This is a genomic window from Marinomonas pollencensis, assembly GCF_003387375.1.
Taxonomy (GTDB): domain Bacteria; phylum Pseudomonadota; class Gammaproteobacteria; order Pseudomonadales; family Marinomonadaceae; genus Marinomonas; species Marinomonas pollencensis.
The window spans coordinates 41,667-61,023 of sequence record NZ_QUNG01000009.1 but is presented as its reverse complement, the minus strand read 5'-3'; the positions used below and the strand labels follow the sequence as shown (position 1 = coordinate 61,023).

The 19,357-nt window shown below is 44.8% G+C and carries 19 protein-coding genes; 12 read left to right on the top strand and 7 right to left on the bottom strand.

The features are described from left to right. Nucleotides 1-39: 39 nt before the first annotated feature. Both DFP81_RS13005 and DFP81_RS13000 read right to left on the bottom strand, forming a co-directional pair. A complete protein-coding gene (locus tag DFP81_RS13005) occupies nucleotides 40-786 on the bottom strand; it encodes an SDR family NAD(P)-dependent oxidoreductase (protein WP_115898331.1) in 747 nt (248 codons plus the stop codon). Nucleotides 787-795: 9 nt separating this feature from the next. Continuing rightward, complete coding sequence (locus DFP81_RS13000) at nucleotides 796-1,227, bottom strand: nuclear transport factor 2 family protein (protein ID WP_115898330.1); 432 nt, start codon at nucleotides 1,225-1,227, stop codon at nucleotides 796-798. Between the two features lie 236 nt (nucleotides 1,228-1,463). On the opposite strand from DFP81_RS13000, the gene DFP81_RS12995 reads away from it, so the two are divergent. The 7 genes from DFP81_RS12995 to betA all read left to right on the top strand — a co-directional run bounded on the left by DFP81_RS12995 (nucleotide 1,464) and on the right by betA (nucleotide 9,843). After that, a complete protein-coding gene (locus tag DFP81_RS12995) occupies nucleotides 1,464-2,039 on the top strand; it encodes a sigma-70 family RNA polymerase sigma factor (protein ID WP_115898329.1) in 576 nt (191 codons plus the stop codon). Nucleotides 2,040-2,041: 2 nt separating this feature from the next. Beyond that, nucleotides 2,042-2,761: a ChrR family anti-sigma-E factor gene (locus DFP81_RS12990; protein WP_245959160.1), complete on the top strand. Its 720-nt coding sequence runs from the start codon at nucleotides 2,042-2,044 to the stop codon at nucleotides 2,759-2,761. A 127-nt stretch (nucleotides 2,762-2,888) separates the two neighbouring features. Then, nucleotides 2,889-3,071 (top strand): hypothetical protein, encoded by a 183-nt coding sequence (locus DFP81_RS12985; protein WP_115898328.1) that lies wholly within the window; start codon nucleotides 2,889-2,891, stop codon nucleotides 3,069-3,071. Nucleotides 3,072-3,969: 898 nt separating this feature from the next. Beyond that, nucleotides 3,970-5,682 carry a bifunctional ornithine lipid synthase OlsF gene (olsF, locus tag DFP81_RS12975; protein WP_115898326.1) on the top strand — a complete coding sequence of 571 codons (1,713 nt, stop codon included), beginning with the start codon at nucleotides 3,970-3,972 and terminating at the stop codon, nucleotides 5,680-5,682. Nucleotides 5,683-6,099: 417 nt separating this feature from the next. Continuing rightward, nucleotides 6,100-6,405, top strand: coding sequence for an isoamylase early set domain-containing protein (locus DFP81_RS12970; RefSeq protein WP_115898325.1), 306 nt, complete (start codon nucleotides 6,100-6,102; stop codon nucleotides 6,403-6,405). 299 nt (nucleotides 6,406-6,704) lie between these two features. Beyond that, nucleotides 6,705-8,162 carry a betaine-aldehyde dehydrogenase gene (betB, locus tag DFP81_RS12965; protein WP_115898324.1) on the top strand — a complete coding sequence of 486 codons (1,458 nt, stop codon included), beginning with the start codon at nucleotides 6,705-6,707 and terminating at the stop codon, nucleotides 8,160-8,162. 13 nt (nucleotides 8,163-8,175) lie between these two features. Beyond that, nucleotides 8,176-9,843: a choline dehydrogenase gene (gene betA / locus DFP81_RS12960; protein WP_115898323.1), complete on the top strand. Its 1,668-nt coding sequence runs from the start codon at nucleotides 8,176-8,178 to the stop codon at nucleotides 9,841-9,843. An 85-nt stretch (nucleotides 9,844-9,928) separates the two neighbouring features. Here betA and DFP81_RS12955 read toward each other — a convergent pair whose 3' ends face one another. The 4 genes from DFP81_RS12955 to DFP81_RS12940 all read right to left on the bottom strand — a co-directional run bounded on the left by DFP81_RS12955 (nucleotide 9,929) and on the right by DFP81_RS12940 (nucleotide 13,006). Beyond that, nucleotides 9,929-10,309: a DUF6515 family protein gene (locus DFP81_RS12955; RefSeq protein WP_115898322.1), complete on the bottom strand. Its 381-nt coding sequence runs from the start codon at nucleotides 10,307-10,309 to the stop codon at nucleotides 9,929-9,931. A gap of 172 nt (nucleotides 10,310-10,481) precedes the next feature. Continuing rightward, entirely contained in the window at nucleotides 10,482-10,739 is a 258-nt protein-coding gene (locus tag DFP81_RS12950; RefSeq protein WP_115898321.1) for an EF-hand domain-containing protein, read from the bottom strand. Between the two features lie 94 nt (nucleotides 10,740-10,833). Beyond that, nucleotides 10,834-11,514 carry a response regulator gene (locus DFP81_RS12945; protein WP_115898320.1) on the bottom strand — a complete coding sequence of 227 codons (681 nt, stop codon included), beginning with the start codon at nucleotides 11,512-11,514 and terminating at the stop codon, nucleotides 10,834-10,836. Beyond that, nucleotides 11,507-13,006 carry an ATP-binding protein gene (locus DFP81_RS12940; protein ID WP_115898319.1) on the bottom strand — a complete coding sequence of 500 codons (1,500 nt, stop codon included), beginning with the start codon at nucleotides 13,004-13,006 and terminating at the stop codon, nucleotides 11,507-11,509. Before DFP81_RS12940 ends, DFP81_RS12945 begins: the two co-directional genes overlap by 8 nt. Nucleotides 13,007-13,152: 146 nt before the next feature. On the opposite strand from DFP81_RS12940, the gene DFP81_RS12935 reads away from it, so the two are divergent. From DFP81_RS12935 to DFP81_RS12925, 3 genes are read left to right on the top strand one after another with little or no spacing between them, the layout of a single operon-like run. Further along, on the top strand, nucleotides 13,153-14,538 hold the full coding sequence (locus DFP81_RS12935; RefSeq protein WP_181903092.1) for a ferredoxin reductase family protein: 1,386 nt from the start codon (nucleotides 13,153-13,155) through the stop codon (nucleotides 14,536-14,538). A gap of 13 nt (nucleotides 14,539-14,551) precedes the next feature. Then, a complete protein-coding gene (locus DFP81_RS12930) occupies nucleotides 14,552-14,767 on the top strand; it encodes a 4Fe-4S dicluster domain-containing protein (protein WP_115898317.1) in 216 nt (71 codons plus the stop codon). A 3-nt stretch (nucleotides 14,768-14,770) separates the two neighbouring features. Continuing rightward, nucleotides 14,771-16,576 carry an FAD-dependent oxidoreductase gene (locus DFP81_RS12925; protein ID WP_115898316.1) on the top strand — a complete coding sequence of 602 codons (1,806 nt, stop codon included), beginning with the start codon at nucleotides 14,771-14,773 and terminating at the stop codon, nucleotides 16,574-16,576. 62 nt (nucleotides 16,577-16,638) lie between these two features. Here DFP81_RS12925 and DFP81_RS12920 read toward each other — a convergent pair whose 3' ends face one another. Further along, nucleotides 16,639-17,316, bottom strand: coding sequence for a zinc metallopeptidase (locus DFP81_RS12920; protein ID WP_115898401.1), 678 nt, complete (start codon nucleotides 17,314-17,316; stop codon nucleotides 16,639-16,641). Nucleotides 17,317-17,425: 109 nt separating this feature from the next. On the opposite strand from DFP81_RS12920, the gene DFP81_RS12915 reads away from it, so the two are divergent. Then, nucleotides 17,426-18,004 (top strand): DNA-J related domain-containing protein, encoded by a 579-nt coding sequence (locus tag DFP81_RS12915; protein WP_115898315.1) that lies wholly within the window; start codon nucleotides 17,426-17,428, stop codon nucleotides 18,002-18,004. Nucleotides 18,005-18,147: 143 nt separating this feature from the next. Beyond that, nucleotides 18,148-19,326 (top strand): murein transglycosylase A, encoded by a 1,179-nt coding sequence (gene mltA, locus DFP81_RS12910; RefSeq protein WP_115898314.1) that lies wholly within the window; start codon nucleotides 18,148-18,150, stop codon nucleotides 19,324-19,326. Nucleotides 19,327-19,357 lie beyond the last annotated feature (31 nt).

The window sequence follows — 19,357 nt, the reverse complement described above, 5'->3', positions numbered from 1 at the left end:
CATCTTATTGGCTTCATCCACCAAGCAATCACTGCTGTTCTATTGTTTAGGACTCATCATTACAGTCCAGCGCTTTGCAAAACGCCTTGCGAACCAAAGCATGACACTGAGTCGTCTAGGAAATGCATACTCGTAGGGACGCTTTACTAGTGCGGTCTCGATGCGTAACGCGGCTTCTTCTGATGACATTAGAAACGGCATAGAAAAAGTGTTTTTTTGTGTCAATGGGGTATCAACGAAGCCAGGCAAAACACAGGTCACATCGATATTAGAAGGTCGTAGGTCAACCCTTAGAGAAGCGAGAAAATAGCGCACCGCCGCTTTACTTGAGCCATAAGCTTCGGCTTGAGGAAAGGCCGCCTGTACAGCCTGAGAGCTTACTCCCACTAAATGTGGCGACTGAGCTTGTTTCAATAATGGCAAACTTACCGCCACACTATTGACTAGACCTAAATAATTCACTGCCATGATGCGTGCCATCATGGTCCAATCCGGATTCTGGAGATCCAAATACTCGCAATTCCCTGCATTGAGAATCACACAATCTAGGTGCTTTGTATGTTGCTCTATTTGGCCTCGAACGCCGTCTGTTTGAGACTCATCCGTGACATCATAAGGAATAAAGCGTAACGAGGGATGCGCTGATAAGGTGGTTAATTTGCCTTCGCTTCTGGCACTGGCAAGCACATGGTAACCACGCGATAGATATCGCTCGACCAAAGCAAAACCGATTCCAGAACTGGCGCCAGTAATCCAAACAGTAGGCTGTTGCTTCGTTTCGTCCATGACTTTCTCCTACTTCACCGTCAAACGTGTTTTTAAACCTTTCACGACACACCCTAATAAAGGTACGTGCTCATAAAGCATCTGCCCTAGGTCATACACATCTTCATGGTAGTAAATCCGCTCATTAAACTGGATTTGGCTAATACCTCGAACCGTCAGCGTTTTATTGCCTAATTTAGGATGTTTAAAATGCATATTCCATTTAATGTAAGCGCTGTTTTCTGTCACTAATTGATCTAGGTATTCAAAGCAGCCACTGTGCACATCCATGCACGAGTCGGATAAGTAAGCATGCAACTGTTCAACACTTCGTACCTCTTGTACTGGGTCTTTGAAAATCACATTGTCATCATATATGTCACCAATATGAGGCAGAGGAATGTGCTTTAGGTCCTTGTAGAAGTGCTTAAAGCGCTCTATTAATTTGTCTTTAGCTTCCATTTAGTGCCACCGTCACTCAGCGAATTATCTTTGCGATGGTTTGCCATCACGCCATAAAACGTTAAACGCACGTACTGCCCAGTTGGACCACTTAATTTCCCTAATGTCGATAAAATTATTTATTCAGTTTCATACACTACAATGTGATCCACTATGCTTGATGAAACGTATAACAATAAACATGCAGCCCAACACAGCTCACAGCGTTGCCTTTTTAGCCTTTTATGGAGTCATATATGGAGCGTGCCAAACAGACACAAGCTGAAGGCCAGCTAGTGCAAGATATGCAAGCGGTCGCCGAACATCGAGATCAGGCTGCCTTGACTCGTCTGTTTGATCACTACGTACCAAAGATCCGTGCATTTTGCTTGGCTGCCCAGCCAGGGGCGAATTTAATGGCGGATGACATAGCGCAAGAGGTAATGATTCGAATTTGGCGCAAAGCGCACTGCTACAACCCTGAATTGGCAGCGCTTAATACTTGGGTATTTACCTTAGTTAGGAACGTCAGAATCGACTACTTTCGTAAAAATGGACGCCATCAGACCAATATTGACTCTGACTATGTCTTTCAAGAAATAGTAGACGAAAGCGCTGATCCCTTTCAAAGAGCGCAGACCAAGCGCGATCAAGAACAGATAAAACATGGCATGAGTAAACTTCCGGAAGACCAAAAACAGGTGTTACATAAGGTGTATTTAGAAGGGAAAACACATAAAGAAGCCGCATTAGAATTATCGTTACCGCTTGGAACGATAAAATCTCGAGTGCGCTTAGCGCTACATAAACTGACCATTCACATTAAGAGGTAGTCATGATGCTTAACTACCACCCAACGATAGAAATGCTCACCGATTATGCTGCTGGCTCACTGCCACTTACTTTTTCTCTGGCCGTTTCGACACATTTAGAGCAATGCCCAGAGTGCCAGCAACAAGTACGAAAACTTGAGCTATTAGGCGCGCACATATTCACTAACATGGCGCTCAACAAGCAATCTACTGAGTCCTTAAAACAAACTTTTTTCGATAAACTCAACGCCATCGATAGCCAGCGACCACAAGCTGACAACCTGCTAGCAAGAGAAACGCTAACGCAGCACTCGAACAACCCACCTGAGGCGCTACTTGATGAATATCAGGTTCCCAGCAGCCTAGGCCAGTTTATTAAACGAAATTACGATGAACTTGATTGGGTTCGTCTGTCTCCAGCTGTCAAAATTGCCACTTTATGCGAAGAAAATGGCGTTCAAGTGGCATTGACTCGCATAAAAGCAGGGGCACATATTCCCACCCACACACATGCGGGTGAAGAAATCACCTTGGTGCTAGAAGGCGTATTTTCCGATGAAAAAGGGGTTTACTGTCGTGGCGATTTTGTCACCCGTAATGCCAAGCACAAACACAAACCTAGAGTAACGAAAGACGCTGAATGTATTTGTTTAACGGTACTGGATGCACCGATCGAATTCACCGGTTGGCTGACCCGTTTTCTTAACCCTATTATGCGCCGCCATCACCCAAGCACGCAGTAAGAGTAAAGTCGCGGCGTGCTAAATAAGTCGAACGATAGCTGCGAGTTTTACGAAGATAGGCTACAACAAGAAATAATTATGAAAATATGGTACAGTCTTTGTTCAACTAACAATAAGGACTCACATTATGGCTACTAAGAAGAAACAACCTGCCGCATCGGAAACCTCGGAATCCATTGAAAAGCAAATGCAAGAATTTCTTGCTCGCGGTGGTCAAATTGACCAAATCAACTCAGGTGTGAGTGGCCAATCACAGCTAACGGGATCTCGTCATATTTCCCTTGGTAACAACAAAGCAAAAAGCCAATAGCTTTTCGTTTTATTGTTTAGTAGAGCCAATTTGTATTGCAAGGATAGCGATCAAATATTTCTTTCCTAGCAATACAAAGCTCTTACACCCTATTGTAAGTGATACTCTAAGCTTCACACTCAAATTGATATACTAGACAAGACTTGGCTCTCTTCTTCCTGACTGTTGAGGATTAGCCGTGGTTATCATTGTCGCCCCCTACAAACTTGGTAACGTTTAGCTGTACCAGAAGACTAAGGAATCTCCACTCATTATGCTTACTGATTCAGATCGAGCTTTTTTTCGTCCCAAATGGCGCCGCATCGCTGCTACCGTTTTTTGTGCCGCTTGGGCTGTACTCGAGTGGGTATCTGGAGAAGAGTTTTGGGCCCTGGTTGCAGTTGGGATTACCTGCTATTGCGTCTGGCATTTTTTCTACCGTTTTAACGATTCAGCCGAAAAATAGAAGCTTGCAAGAAAGCCGAAAGCAAACAATAGAAAACCGTCTAAAAAATAGACTCGCTTACCCTCCTGATGCCATTCTGGTCTAGGCTCCAACAGAAAAATCGTCAAGAAAATACACGCTAAGCTCCTTACTAAAAGCGCATTTCATACCATACTGAGACGCTCCTTTTGTTATAATACTTCGTGTTGAGTATCTATTTTCTTTTTCTTGCTAGATGGGCTTCTGCCTTATCTGAAAAAGAAAGTTTCCCAGATGACTCCGTCGCTACTGCCCTGCAGTTAGCGATTCTTGGCCCACTTCGGTGGGCTTTTTTTTGCCTTAACAAAAGGCGCCGTTTCATACATTTATTCAATGGTCATATTTCCGACACCTTAGCGTCACCAGCTTGTCATATAGTCACTCTAATCTCGAAGTAACCAATAAAGAACTCTTTCCCCTTAGCGGAGCTTCGCTGTGATACAAGTAGAACAATTGATTGCCAATAAATCACCTCAGTTCTTCGACAAGAGCCCTTTAATTACTCGCCCAACACTGAGTGTATTAAAACGCCTATTCCATGAAAATGAAGTAAACGACTTCCTAGAAAATAATGGCGACTGCATCGGCTTCGAATTTATTGATCGTGTTCTAGAACATTTCAATTTCACCTACCAAGTTGGCCAAATAGATCGCCGCAACATACCCGCTAGCGGGCGCGTTATGATCATTGCTAATCACCCTCTTGGTGCATTAGATGGCTTAGCTCTACTGCGTTTAATCGGCGAGATCCGTCCTGACGTTAAGATAGTCGGGAACGACCTTTTAATGGGTTTTGACGGTTTAAAAAACCTTGTTTTACCAGTAGATAACATGGGCGGTAAAACCGGGCGACAACAACTGAAAGCGATAATGAATTGTCTTCATAATGAAGAAGCTGTCATTATATTTCCTGCTGGAGAAGTGTCGCGTTTATCACCAAGCGGGGTAAAAGACCAAGGCTGGAATCATAACTATTTAAAGCTGGCGCAGAAGACCAACAGCCCTTTATTACCCGTCCATATTGGTGGACGCAACTCTATGCTGTTTTACACTAGCTCTCTTGTCTATCGCCCTCTTTCCACCATCCAGCTAGCAAACGAAATGTTTCGTCAGAGAAACCGAAAAATCCCGATGCAAGTAGGGCAAGCTATCCCCATTCAGGAGCTCGCAAAGCTACCTTTAAGCGACAAAGAAAAAAGTAAGCTGGTGAAACGTCACCTTTACCGTATCGCCAAGGGAAAAAAACCCTTATTAAAAACCGAAAAAACGGTTGAGCACCCACAAAACCGACAACTGATTCGTAATGAATTAAAGCAATCTGAGCACTTAGGCAGTACCAAAGACAATAAACAAATCTATTTATTTGACTACGACCCAGCCTCCATCACCATGAAAGAAATTGGTCGTTTACGTGAAATTGCCTTTCGTAAAGTAGGCGAAGGCACTGGAGAACGCTCCGACCTAGATAAATATGATCAATATTATCGCCACTTAATTCTGTGGGATGAAGAAGAGCTCGAAATTGTCGGTGCTTACCGTATCGGTGAAGTGGCGCGCTATATGAAAGAAGAGAGCCCAAACCGTATTTATAGCGCTGAATTGTTCTGCTATTCCTGTGATATGGAACCCTATTTTGAACAAGGTATTGAACTGGGGCGCAGCTTTATCCAGCCGAAATACTGGGGCAAACGCAGCCTAGACTATTTGTGGTACGGCATTGGTGCTTACCTAAATCGGCACCCAAATATTCGCTATATGTTTGGCCCTGTAAGCCTCAGCAATAGCTACCCTCAAATTGCCAAAGATTTTATCGTGTCTTTTTACTCTTTGTATTTCTCAGACAAAGAACACTTAGCGCGCTCATTCACCCCCTACCAAGTGACCCAAGAACACGCCGACATTATCTCGGGACTGTTTTCAGGCACCAGTTATGAAGAAGACTTTAAAGTCCTTAAAGAACAACTTGGTCACTTTGGGGCGAGCGTCCCTACTTTATTTAAGCAATACAGTGAGATTTGCGAAGAAGGAGGAGTTCGCTTCTTAGACTTTGGTGTCGATGCTGACTTTGGCTACTGTATAGACGGTTTAGTCTTAGTAGACCTAAATACAGTCAAAGAAGCGAAGCGAAAACGCTACCTAGGCCAATGATGATGGCGATTAGAGTGATGATGTAACTTATGGCGATGCTTATCGTGTGGTCGTTTAAAAACAACAAGATATATGATCTTAATGACCAATATTGCAATTAACACAACTAACACTGTCATTTGAAGGTCCATGTTATCACCTCTTTTTTAGAGTGGGTGCGTTATGTCACCTTCTAATTATAGTTCATAGAAGCAAAATAAATGTGCACTTTTTGATCAGTAGCACCAAACAGTAGCAGCGTTTAAGGGCTATTTTTATTATGATGTCAGAGGGTGTTCGTAGAAAAACCGCTCATTTGTTGTAATTTTTAATCGTATTAATAAGTTACGATTCATGGCGCAGGACTTGCTTAGAATAGGTGTCCTTACTTTCACCCTAGACATTAATTGCCTCTCAGACTGGACAATGGAGTTGGAAATGATTGAGAAAAAATATTTAAAAACCAAACCTGAATGCAAAGTAAAATTTGCCCTTCCTGCCGATAAGGTAGGTACTGCCAAAAATGTTGCTGTCGTTGGCGACTTTAATAATTGGGATTGCACCGCCAACCCAATGAGAAAGCAAAAATCAGGAGTGTTTGCCTCAACCCTAAGCTTAGAAGTAAACACAGCTTACCAATTTCGCTATGTTTTAGATGGCACTCAATGGCTAAATGATGACATGGCTGACGACTATGTGCCCAGCCCAGTAAGCTACGATAGCAATAGCGTAATTAGCCTTTAAGAAGCCGCACCGACTTTTTCTAAGCCCCTTACTTTAGCCCTTTAAAGTAAGGGGCTTAACTTTACATAGGTCATTATTCTCACGTGATAATTCTTACCTAGTTAGCACAACCTCTTTCTTTTCCCTAACGTTTCCAACTATCCTTAGACCACTAATTATTGCATTACGGCTGCTTTTTATAGTCAAAAAATGTACAATTGTTTTTATTAAACGAGCGTTTAATAAAAACGCGATAGTTAAAATATCGATTATTCATGCGAATTTATCGTCAAGAAACCAAATTCTTAAAGAGGTTTATCATGGCACATCAGCAGCAATATATTCACGGTCGCTACCATGCATCCACCAGCCAAGAGCACTTTGACACATTAAACCCAGCTACAGGTGAAGTCATTGCCACTATAGAGCACGCCGGACAAGCTGAATTAGATGCTGCTGTAGAGTCTGCTAAGAAAGGCCAGCAAGTGTGGGCAGCGATGAGTGCAGTAGAGCGTGGGCGCATCCTTAAAAGAGCCGCAGAATTGTTGCGTGAAAACAACGAAGAGCTGGCCCGTCTAGAAGTGCTAGATACCGGCAAACCACTACAAGAAGCCATTTGTGTCGACATTGAAACTGGCGCCGACGTTATCGAATACTACGCGGGTCTAGCCGATAAAATTCAAGGGGAATACCAAGACCTTGGCAACGGCAACTTTTTCTATACTCGAAAAGAGCCACTCGGTGTATGCGCCGGTATTGGTGCCTGGAACTACCCTATTCAAATCGCTTGCTGGAAGTCGGGGCCTGCTCTGGCTGCCGGCAATGCGATGATTTTCAAACCATCTGAAGAAACACCGTTAACGGCCCTAAAATTAGCAGAGATTTACACTCAAGCAGGTTTGCCTGATGGCGTATTCAATGTGGTTCAAGGCGATGCTCGCACTGGCCAAATGATTACCGCACACCCAGGTATCGACAAGGTGTCCTTCACTGGTGAAGTGGGTACGGGCAAAAAAGTCATGGCCGCTTCCGCGCAGTCCCTGAAACAAGTAACCATGGAATTAGGGGGCAAATCCCCAATGATTATTTTCCCTGATATGCCTGTTGATCAAGCGGTGTCAGCGGCAATGCTCGCTAACTTCTATACTCAAGGGGAAGTTTGCACCAACGGTACTCGCGTTTTTGTCCATGCTGACATTATGGATGCTTTCACTACAGAGTTAAAAACACGCACCGAAGCCATGATTATTGGTGATCCAATGGATATGGATACTCAAGTCGGCGCACTTATTTCTAAAGATCATATGCAAAAGGTACTGGGCTTTATCGATGCCGCAAAAGCTTCTGGCGCAACCCTATTGTGCGGAGGATACCAAGTTACTGAAAATGGTCTAGAAAATGGCGCTTTCGTTGCCCCTACTGTGTTTACTGACTGCACCGACGACATGCCTCAAGTACGCGATGAGATCTTCGGCCCTGTTATGTCGGTACTAAGCTTTAGCAATGAAGATGAAGTAATTGCCCGAGCAAATGACACAAAATATGGTCTAGCTGCCGGTGTTTTCACCAAAGACTTTGCCCGTGCACACCGTGTCATCAATCAAATGCAAGCCGGTATCTGCTGGATCAATGCCTGGGGATCTTCTCCTGCTGAAATGCCGGTAGGTGGTTATAAAGAATCTGGTGTGGGTCGTGAAAACGGCATCGAGACCTTGTATCACTACACACAAAATAAGAGCGTGTTTGTTGACCTAAACGACGTTCAAAACCCTTATTAAGCGAGCACAACAAATGAGTAGCGAATTATACGATTACATCATTGTCGGCGCCGGTTCCGCAGGGTGTGTGCTAGCAGACAGGCTGACAGAAAACGGTGATAACAGAGTATTACTTTTAGAAATGGGCGGCTCAGATAAGAGCCTGTTCATTCAGATGCCAACCGCTTTGTCATACCCGATGAATACGGAAAAGTACGCTTGGCAATTTCATACTGAAAAAGAGCCGGGCTTAGACAATCGAGAAATGCATTGCCCTCGTGGCAAGGTGTTAGGTGGTTCCTCTTCCATTAATGGCATGGTTTACGTTCGCGGTCACGCTTGTGACTTTGATCAGTGGGAAGAAAACGGTGCTAAAGGTTGGAATTATCAAACCTGTCTACCCTATTTCAAAAAAGCCGAAACCTGGAAGAACGGCGCGGACACCTATCGTGGCGGACAAGGCCCATTGTCGACCAACAACGGCAATGACATGACCTACAATCCTCTTTATGAAGCCTTCATTAATGCAGGTGATCAGGCAGGCTACGGTAAAACCGATGACTACAATGGCTACCGCCAAGAAGGTTTCGGTGCTATGCACATGACGGTCAAAAATGGCGTACGAGCATCGACCTCTAATGCCTACCTGCGCCGTGCAATGCAACGCCCTAACCTGACAGTAAAAACAGGGGTTCTGAGCCATAAAATCGTGTTTGAAGGTAAAAAAGCCGTCGGCATAGAATTCAGCAATAGCGGACACACACAACAGGTCAACGCTCGTAAAGAAGTCATCCTGTCAGCAGGCTCCGTTGGCTCACCACAATTGTTGCAATTGTCCGGAGTGGGTCCAAAAGAGGTACTTGAAAAAGCCGGTGTACCAGTCTTGCACGAACTGCCTGGTGTGGGTGAAAACTTACAGGATCACCTAGAAGTCTACTTCCAGTATTTCTGTAAAAAGCCTGTCACTCTAAACAGCAAATTGGGACTGATTAGCAAGGGGCTAATCGGTACTCGTTGGATGCTGTTTAAAACCGGCTTAGGTGCTACCAATCACTTTGAATCTTGTGGCTTTATCCGCTCACGAGCAGGGTTGAAATGGCCTAATATCCAATACCACTTCCTGCCAGCCGCTATGCGCTACGATGGCCAGGCCGCGGTAGAAGGCCATGGTTTCCAAGTCCATGTAGGACCAAATAAGCCAGAAAGTCGCGGTAAGCTATGGATCGAATCAGCAGACCCTACTGCCAAGCCTCGTATCTTGTTTAATTACATTTCTACCGAGCAAGATAAACAAGATTGGCGCGATACCATCCGTCTCACCCGTGAAATATTACAGCAACCTGCTCTAGACGATTTCCGTGGTGACGAGATTCAACCTGGTATGGACATTCAAAGCGACGAAGATATCGACCGCTGGGTAAAAGAAAACGTAGAGAGCGCTTATCATCCGTCTTGTACTTGTAAGATGGGCGACGATAGTGACCCAATGGCCGTCTTGAATGAGCACTGCCAAGTTCGTGGTTTGCAAAATCTACGAGTGGTCGACTCTTCAGTCTTTCCAACCATTACTAACGGCAATTTAAATGCTCCGACTATCATGGTGGCGGAAAAAGCCGCTGATATGATTCTTGGAAAACAAGCCTTGCCTCGTTTAGAAGCCCCTGTTTGGATTCACCCTGAATTTGAAAGTAAACAGCGTTAAAGCGGCTCATTAGACGCAAAAAGGCCCCATGCAATCTAACTTACTTGGGGCCTTTTTAATGCTGGCAGGGTATCGCAACATCCTCCTAAAAAGGGTCTTTCACTACTCGATATTGCTTACGCTGCGGGTCAAAACGATACCAAACACCTTTGCATTTAAAGTAATCATGGTCTTGATAATGCACCACTTTATGGTCTGCGGGAATATCATCTACCCACACACCAGGTGACGGCGCAATGACCACATAACCATGTGGTCCATCCCGATAAAATACGCCATCGGAATAATAAATATCGTTTCTAACCACCACATGTCGTGGCGGCAATGTGGTCAATACTGAGCCTATCGCCACGCCAGCGCCAAATGCAAATAATCCCAATGGCGCACCGCCACCACCGCGCGGCCCCATGGCACATCCAGACAAAGTTAAACAACAACTCAACACGAAAACAGAACGAAATCCCATAGTGATCTCCTTGTCATTTATGATGAGCGTTTATCTCTACCTCGAAAGGTGCATTCAACATCGGCGCTGTGCAGAAGAAGTTCGATCTACCTGCAACCTGATCCAATTGCTAGCCAAACACACGGTATTAGACGCGCTCATGCATTGATCTTATTAGCGATCGGTCGCTTAATTAATGGCTAGGTGGCGCTGGTAATTCTTCTTCCGTAAGGCTACCGCTGTGATCGGCATCAAAACGGTCAAAGTCATCCGCTAGGGGGCCTTTTACTTCGTCTTTAGTTAAGACACCATCACCATTGGTGTCCATTTGAGAAAAAGAAGGTGGAGCTTGTGGTGGCTGTCCGCCCGCCGCTAGGCTGTTGACAGAAAATAGCGTAAGCACACTGGCTGTGATAACAGGCAGTAACACTGCCGTGGAGAGCTTCTTCATAGTTTACTTCCCTTACTTAATCATAAAACTGGAATCAGTTTATTTAGTAAAGGAAGTGTAGGTACGAAGTTAGTATCCAATATGGAGAAAAAGTCTACTGGTCGTCAAATTTATAACCGACACCGTAAACGGATTTAATGCAATCTAACTCTGGATCTATGTCTTCTAATTTACGTCTTAGGTTTTTGATATGGCTGTCTATGGTTCTGTCTGCAACCACACGATGATCCGAATAAATATGATCCATCAGCTGATCACGACTATATATTCGGCCTGAGTTTTTAAATAACAGCGCTAGAATTTTAAATTCGGCGGGGGTTAAAGTCACCTTTTGTTGATGATAACGGACGGTCATAGAAGGCTCGTCTACTTGCAAACGAGCCTGCGTTTTTAGCGCTGGTGCTTCACTGCGGCGCAAAATGTTTTTCACCCTCACCACCACTTCTCTGGTGCTAAATGGCTTACAAATATAATCGTCCGCTCCAAGTTCCAAGCCCAACAATCGGTCAATTTCTTCTACTTTAGCCGTTGCCATGATGACAGGAACTTCGCTAAACGAACGTATATCACGGAAAATATCTAACCCATTTTTATTTGGAAGCATTAGATCCAAAATAATCAAATTTGGGTTATTTTCCTTAACAAAATCAACGACAAGTGCGCCATCATCGAGCTGATATGCTTGATAGCCAGCATGCTCTAAATACTCACAGAGGATAGCCGCTAATGTTGGCTCATCTTCAACCACTAAAATACTTTTCTTTTTCTCATCCATTGTTAATTTCTCTTTTCAATCTGACTTCAATAACTAAACCACCCAACTCGGAGCGCTTAGCGACAATGCTTCCACCATGCATCATGACGATGTTTTGGCAAATAGATAGACCTAACCCTGAGCCACCGTGAGAACGGCTGCGAGATTGATCTACTCGATATAGACGTGCAAATAACTTGTCTAAGTGAACCTCTTCTACCCCGGGCGAGGAGTCTTCAAACAACAAAACCACATCATCCTTGTCAGCTTGTGCGGCTAACTTGATGGTGCCCGGGGCATCCGTATAGCGCAGACTGTTTTCAAACAAGTTCACACACAACTGTTCAAGTGTCTTCTCATCACCCATGATAAATACAGGCGCGCTCAGTGCTCTTGTTAAGACGAGACCTTTTTGCTCTATTCTATGCTCAAAGCGATTCGCAACACTTTGCACGAGAGCAATAATATCGAGCCGCCGAACATCTAACTGGTATCCCCCTGCATCGGTTTTTGATAACAGGTAAAGGTCGTCGACCAAACGACGCAACCCCATCACCTGATGATGCATAGAATCCATGCGCTTCATCTCCGGCTTGCGGATTCCATCTTGGATCGCTTCTAATTCACTACGCAACACCGCGATGGGGGTGCGTAATTCATGAGATATATCGACAAGCCATTGCTCACGGCTTTCCTTTTGACGCTTCAAACTGCCCGCTAGATACTGAAACCGGTTAGCTAACTCGCCAAATTCATCATTACTACCACCTTCGAAAGTGAAGCTATAATCCCCCTCAGAGAGAGCATTTGCGCCTTTTTGTAAGCGTTTTAGTGGTAATAAAAAATGCCGAACCAAGCCTAATGCAACGATTAACGAAGCTAATCCAGCTAGGCCTATTATCCAGATCAAATTGCTTTGTTGTTGTGCATAAAACTGCCCCACCAAAGGCCCTGATAGTTGATCTTTTTGCTTCAAAACGATCCAACCAACTACCTTTCCAGATTGCTTAATGGGCTCTCTAAACCACTCGACACTGGTCTCTTCTTGATCTGGAAAATACACCCCAGCGACCCATTGATGGTCTTTGTTTTCAAGAAAAAGACGATGACTAATCGGACCAAATTCTTCAGCAACAGCCGCATTCCTCGGTGGGAATTCATGGCGTTCGCGGCCATGTTCAGGGCCTCTGTCGGGCCCTGGGCCAAGTTCAATATTAGGGCTCGGATGACGCTCAGGAGCAGAGTGCTCACCGGGAAAAGGCATGCCTATTTTAACAAACATCTCTGCCCATATTTCAGGCTGCATTCTTAGCGTTTGCCAGCCATCATCTGCAGAATAATACCCAGACAATAGATTTGCGAGCCGCCCTACTTCCTTTTTTTCTTGCTGATTTAAGTACTCTTGAAAGCCTGATTTAAAGCTGTAACTAACAAAAAAAGTCATACCAATAACCAGCAAAATACTGGTCATAAACAAGGAAATAAATAATTTTGTAAAAATGGGAACTCGCACTGTATTTCCTTATTTTATAAGCTAGATAACGTATTTTAACGCAATTTCCAGTGTTCTTTGAGCTTGTAAAACTTTCACTTTTCTCCATATTCAACACAATTTTCAGCGCTATGGTAGTAGGGAATATTTCACGTTTAGGTGTGCTCATGACAAGCATGTTAGCAAGTCGGATCTTGGCGTCTTGGTCGCAGTTTATAAAACAAAAAGCCTATCCAACACAAGGCTGGTTAATACTACAAATTTGTTTTTTAGTGGTGATACCCTATGTTTTTTTAGCCATTTTACCTATGGATAACAAAGGACTTTATGTCGGAATATTGAGTTTTTTAAACCTAATAATGATGGTTTCCATGATGCTGCAATTCCCTCTAGCCGCCAGGCTTAAGCGGGCAAAATTGTTCTCTCGCATTGATTGGAACATGCAACAACATAAACGTATGGGAAAATGGATTGGGGCATTTTTCTTCCTCCACCCAGCATTGATCTTATTACCAAAGTGGTTTTTGTCTGGCGCAGATCTAAGTCTTTCGATTATTGAATCCATTACCGCCCCACGCTTATTAACAGGAATTATTGCTTGGGTATTACTGGCAGCCTGGGTGCTTTTTTCCATTTATAAAAATAAGTTTCCACTGAGTTATGCAAAATGGAAGCTGCTGCATACTGCCGGTTTTATGGCGATTTTAATACTCGCCACTTGGCACATCACACAAGTTGGTAGCCATGGTCAGTTTGGCCCGCATATCAATCAAGCTTGGTGGCTAGCTTGCGGCTTATCTCTGGCGTTTACCGTCTATGGCTATACGCTAAAACCTCGCCATTTGAGTAAGCACGCTTTTACCTTGGTGAGTCGAGAAAAAGCCAACTTTAATGATTGGTTAATCACGATAAGAGCCCAGTCTGACTTTACCTTTCAAGCAGGACAATTTGTTTGGCTGAGTACTCAAAAAGACGCCTATCGTCTGGACTACCATCCATTTTCTATCGCCTCTACCCCAAGATCACTACCTGAGTTGTCTTTTGTAGTGAGAGAGCTAGGTGACTACACAAGGTCTCTTGATCAGCTACAACCAGGACAAGCTGTTTTCGTCGATGGTCCCTACGGCAATATGACGCTTGCCACGAATGACACCAGCAATGCCATCATTTTGATTGCTAGTGGCATTGGCATCGCGCCGATAATCGGCCTGTTACGTACGCTTGCTGAGTCCAATGAGCCGCGCCCAGTTCGCCTCATCTACAGTAACCGTACTTTCTCTCAGATGTTATTTTGCGATGAGCTTGCCCACTTCGAACAAAACATGGAGGACTTTAAAACCCGTTTTGTCTGTTATTTACCATCAACTTCTCCTATTTACTATCAGGGTTTTATTGACAAAACCTGCTTACAAAACGCCCTGCAAGACGTTCCAGTTGAGACCAGTTCTGTGTATTTATGCGGCTCCGCCGTCGCCGTAAAAAACATTCGCTATGCGCTGAAGGATTTTCCCATCGCCGCGCGAAATATCTATTTCGAACAACTTTCATTTTAGTAGGAATACATTAATGCCTATTCATCAAATTTCCGGTTGTATCGGCTGTAACGCTTGCATTGAAAGCTGCCCGACCGATGTTATAAAGCTCGATGAAGCCACTCAAAAGGCCGTCATTAAGTACCCTGAAGATTGCCAAATCTGCCATTTATGCCGGCTATATTGTCCGGTAGGCGCCATTACCATTACTCCAGAAAAATCCATTCCTGTGATGGTTTCTTGGAGGTGATAGATGAGTGATTCAGACAACAAAGGCCTGTCACGGCGCCAGTTTATTGGTACCGCAGGAGGAGTACTTGGCGCCGCGGCCGCTGGTGCTTATGTTTTTAATCAGATGGATTTTAACAAGCCGCCAATCAGCAACGACACGCCACTGCCACCCAGCACCTTCTCAGTCAAACACATAGAAAGCGATGTACTCGTCATTGGTAGTGGCATGGCAGGATTATTTGCCGCGGTAAAAGCCCATGATGCCGGAGCCAAAGTCACCATGGTATCGAAAGGCCGATTAGGCAGTTCGGGGCTGACCCCTTTTGCTAAAGGTATTTTTAGCTACGATAAAAATACCAGTAACATGAGCATTGACCAATTTGTTGCCAAAGTCTCAGAGTCGGCCATTCAGTCCAATAATCCTGTCTTTACGCGTCAACTTGCGGAGCACTCCAAAGCACGGGTCGAAGAACTTAAAGAATGGGGCTTCTTTGATTCCCCCCTTTATAACGAATCCTTCTCTCGCCCGATTAATGAACGCGCTATTCCGCTTCACCAAAGGGTCATGATCACCCACTTAATCAAAGAAAATGGCCGAGTGGTCGGCGCTTCTGGTTTCAGCTTAGACAAACCTAATCTGATTCATTTCAAGGCCAAAACTGTGGTGCTATGTTCCGGCTCCGGTGGTTTCAAACCCAGCGGTTTTCCCGTGTGTGATCTAACCCATGATGGCACCATTATGGCGTATAAAATTGGCGCCAAAGTGACCGGAAAAGAATGGAATGACGGCCACCCGGGTTCTGCCAAAAACTCGGGCTCGAGTTATGACAACTGGCACGGGCAAGTTGAAGAAAAACCTAGTATTACAGGGGCTGATATACATCATGATCTGGGCGTCGATATTAACTATCAAGCCTACAAAATAGGCCCTCCTATTACCATGGGGCCGCCTATGGGACCGCCGGGTAAAAATAGCCAGCAGCAAGCCCAAATGGCACAGGCCAAAGGAGGCCCTTTTGTTCCTGCTGCCTTTAGACAGCGATCAGCGCCACCGCCACCGCCACCGCAAAAAGAAGGAGGGATTCTAGCGCTATTTTCTGGTAAAAAGCCGGGCGGTGGCCCCCCTCCTGGTATGGGCGGAGAGCAGGTTGGTGGTTCAAGCGCTGGTATGGCGATTCATAAATCAGAAGGCTTAACCCCAATCAATGAAACAGGACTTAGTACCATCCCTGGCCTCTATGCGGCGGGGGATGCGCTCGGCTCACACATGTCTGGTGGTATTTATGCTCAAATAGGCTCCTCCCTTGCAGGTTCGGCGGTGCAAGGCGCCATTGCCGGTGAAGCCGCAGCACAAGCCAGCCAAAACACGCCTTCTGTAAGCGTTAATGCAGACCGTCTAAGGGAAATTGAACAGGAGATATTTGCGCCACTAAAACGTAAGCGCGGCTATAGCCCTGCCTGGGTAACACAAGTGCTGCAAGGTATCATGATCCCTAACTTTGTTCTCTACATCAAAAAAGAGCGTCTGCTTCAAGCGGCATTAGCTTATGTAGAAGAACTTAAAGAGCATCATGTACCCATGCTAATTGCCAATGACTTACATAAGCTGCGACTGGCGCACGAAACCGAAAACATGATTATCACGGCAGAAATGAAGCTTAAAGCGTCAATCATGAGAAAAGAAAGCCGCTGCAGTCACTATCGTTTAGATTACCCAGAGATTGACCATAAGAACTGGCAAGCGTGGATTAATATTTACCAAGATGAAAACGGTAATATGGCCTTTGAAAAGCAACCTTTTGGCAGCTGGGCTAAAGCCATTAGTTGATGGTTTGTCTGGCACCATATCGTGCAGGAATCACGATATGGTGCGCCATCAATGGAGCCTAGTTAACGTTTAAACCAACGCCATACAAACAGCATTTTTAATAAAGCAGCCGACACGTATGTCATCGCACAAGCGAACAAAATGCGCTTCACTTTAGGTAAATCTTCTTTCGGCAAATAGTCGCCTTCCGCTAGAATTGGTAAAGCTTTATGGAAACTGGCATCCCACTCTTCAGGCAAAATGGCAAGTTGCACAAAAACCGCTAACAACCCAGATATCCCCACGACCAGCGCATGGATCACTACCGCATATGGAATATGTAATAAGATCGACAGCAAAGGCCAGCCAATCAATAAACCTGCGGCGAGACGTTGTAGAAACACCGCTTTAGGTAAATAACGCATTCGCAAGCGGGCAATCCCTTCTTGGCGCTCATGGGCAATGGCATGGCCCACTTCATGACTCGCGACGGCCACCGCAGTCAGCGATTGACCATTAAACACACTAGGGCTTAGACGAACTTTATGTTGCTGTATATCAAAATGATCCTGCCCTTCTTGGGTGGTTTCTACCGACACTTCATGCAACTCAAAGCGGCGAATCAGGTGCTCGGCTAATTCGCCGCCAGAACCCGGCAAATCGTCGCGCTTTTTGGCGTAACGCTGTAAGGTGAACTTCACCCATAAATGCGGTCCACAAAACAGAACTAAAAACAGTAAAATACCCAGTATCCACAACATAACGCACCGTTTAGTAATAACAAAATAAGCGCCATTGAACACAATGACTTTGACCCTTTTGGGCTCACTCATCTACACTTTACGTGTTTTCACAGGGAAGAAACAAATTATGAGAAACCCATTAATTGGCCCTATATTACATATCTTAAGGGAACATCCAGAAGGTGTTGGTGAATTTGAGATCCTTAAGACACTTAAGCAGCAGCTTCCAGAGTTGCAAGACATTGCAGTAGATATCAACCTGCAACTGTTCCGGCAACACTTTTTAATCATGAACGCTCTCTACCAGTTACAAACAAGCTTATGGCAAGAAGAGTCCCTCACCCTCTCAATAAGTGCTACCCATATTAGAATCCTCTCCACAAAACAAGTTCCCTCTTCGAGCAGCAACGAAGTAAACAATAGTGTAGAAGCAAAGCTTGCAGCCTATTATCTCGACTGGAACGAATACGAAAAGACCGATGAACAAGAAGTGTCGCGCTTGCTAAACAGCTTTTACCAAGGAATCTATCTCACAGGCGATCGAGAGGCTGCCCTAGAAACGCTGCAATTAAACCAAAAATCTCCCACTAAAGCAGAAATAAAGCGCCAATATCGCAAACTGGCTCATTATGCCCACCCAGATCACGGCGGAGACACAGAACGCTTTATTTCCTTACGTCAGGCCTATGAATGCCTTATGTTTTAGCTGTCAGTAAGGCTTTCATAAAGTGTAAATTCAGTCCCTAAGCATTGCGTTACCTTAGTCTAGCACTCAAGATAAATAGCACTCGCAGCGACCACATATTAATAGCTGCTTATTATTTATAACGTTCAAGAGACAAGACGCTTATGATCAGATGCATTTTACCCTGTGCCACACCCAGCAAAAGTAAAGCCAAGTCACTGCTTACCACCCTTAGCTTATTGTCATTTTTATCATTAACAGCCTGTAGCCAGTTTGAAGTCGACTCCTCCAATGACTTTGAAAATAACGGTTTAGATAAGAACGGGCTAAAACGAGAAAGCCTATATTTAAAGGAAAGCCTTCCTCCTGGTTTGCCCTACCCTGATGCCAGTTTTCAAATCGGTCTAGAACAACAGCAACGCTACCTAAATAAACTGTCTGAGCAAACCTATGCCTTACAAGATACTCAGGTCAGTGTTACACAACTCAAACAAGTCACCAATGAGGTCGAACAATGGCTTAAACAGCCTAGCTACACCCCACACTTAACAGCATTGCAACTTGCAGGCCAAGACTACCGAGGCAACGTGCAGATCACGGGCTATTATGTGCCAGTGATTCCCGTCCGGCACACTCCGGATGCGGTATATCGCTACCCTCTTTATCGTAAACCATTAACACGAGACGCCAACGGCAAGTTTCCTAATCGTGAGCAGATTGATTTTGAAAATGCGCTACAAGGCCAAGGGTTGGAAATCGCCTACAGCGCGGACCTAGTCGATAATTTCTTCTTACATGTGCAAGGTTCAGGTGTGGTGCAGTATGAAGATGGCTCAAGAGAGTTGCTCTCTTGGGGTGGAGTTAATGGTTGGCCGTATCGCAGCCTTGGTAAGATCCTCATTGAAAATGGTGAAATAGATCGGGCTGATATTTCCGCACAAAGCATCAAACGCTGGCTAAAAGAGCATCCAGATAAAGTGCGAGAAACGCTGTCACAGAACCCAAGCTATTTGTTTTTCAGTGAAGGACTGTCTGCGCCTGTCGGTGCAGCAAACGTACCTCTTACACCACTTTATTCGGTTGCCGTCGACCCTAAGGTGATCCCTCTTGGCTCAATTCTATTGGGAGAAATGCCTAAACTTGATCAACAAGGTAACCTCATCGGTCACGAATTTCGCCTGCTACTCGCGCAAGATAAAGGCGGCGCAATAAAAGGGCCTGGGCATATCGATTGGTATCAAGGCATTGGAGATGAAGCCCATGTTCATGCGGGGCAACTCAAGCATTTTGGTAAAATATGGCTGTTATTGCCTAATACTGTAAACGCCCTATCAGAGCCGTAATATTCACCTGTTGTTGCTGCTGAGCCACTTC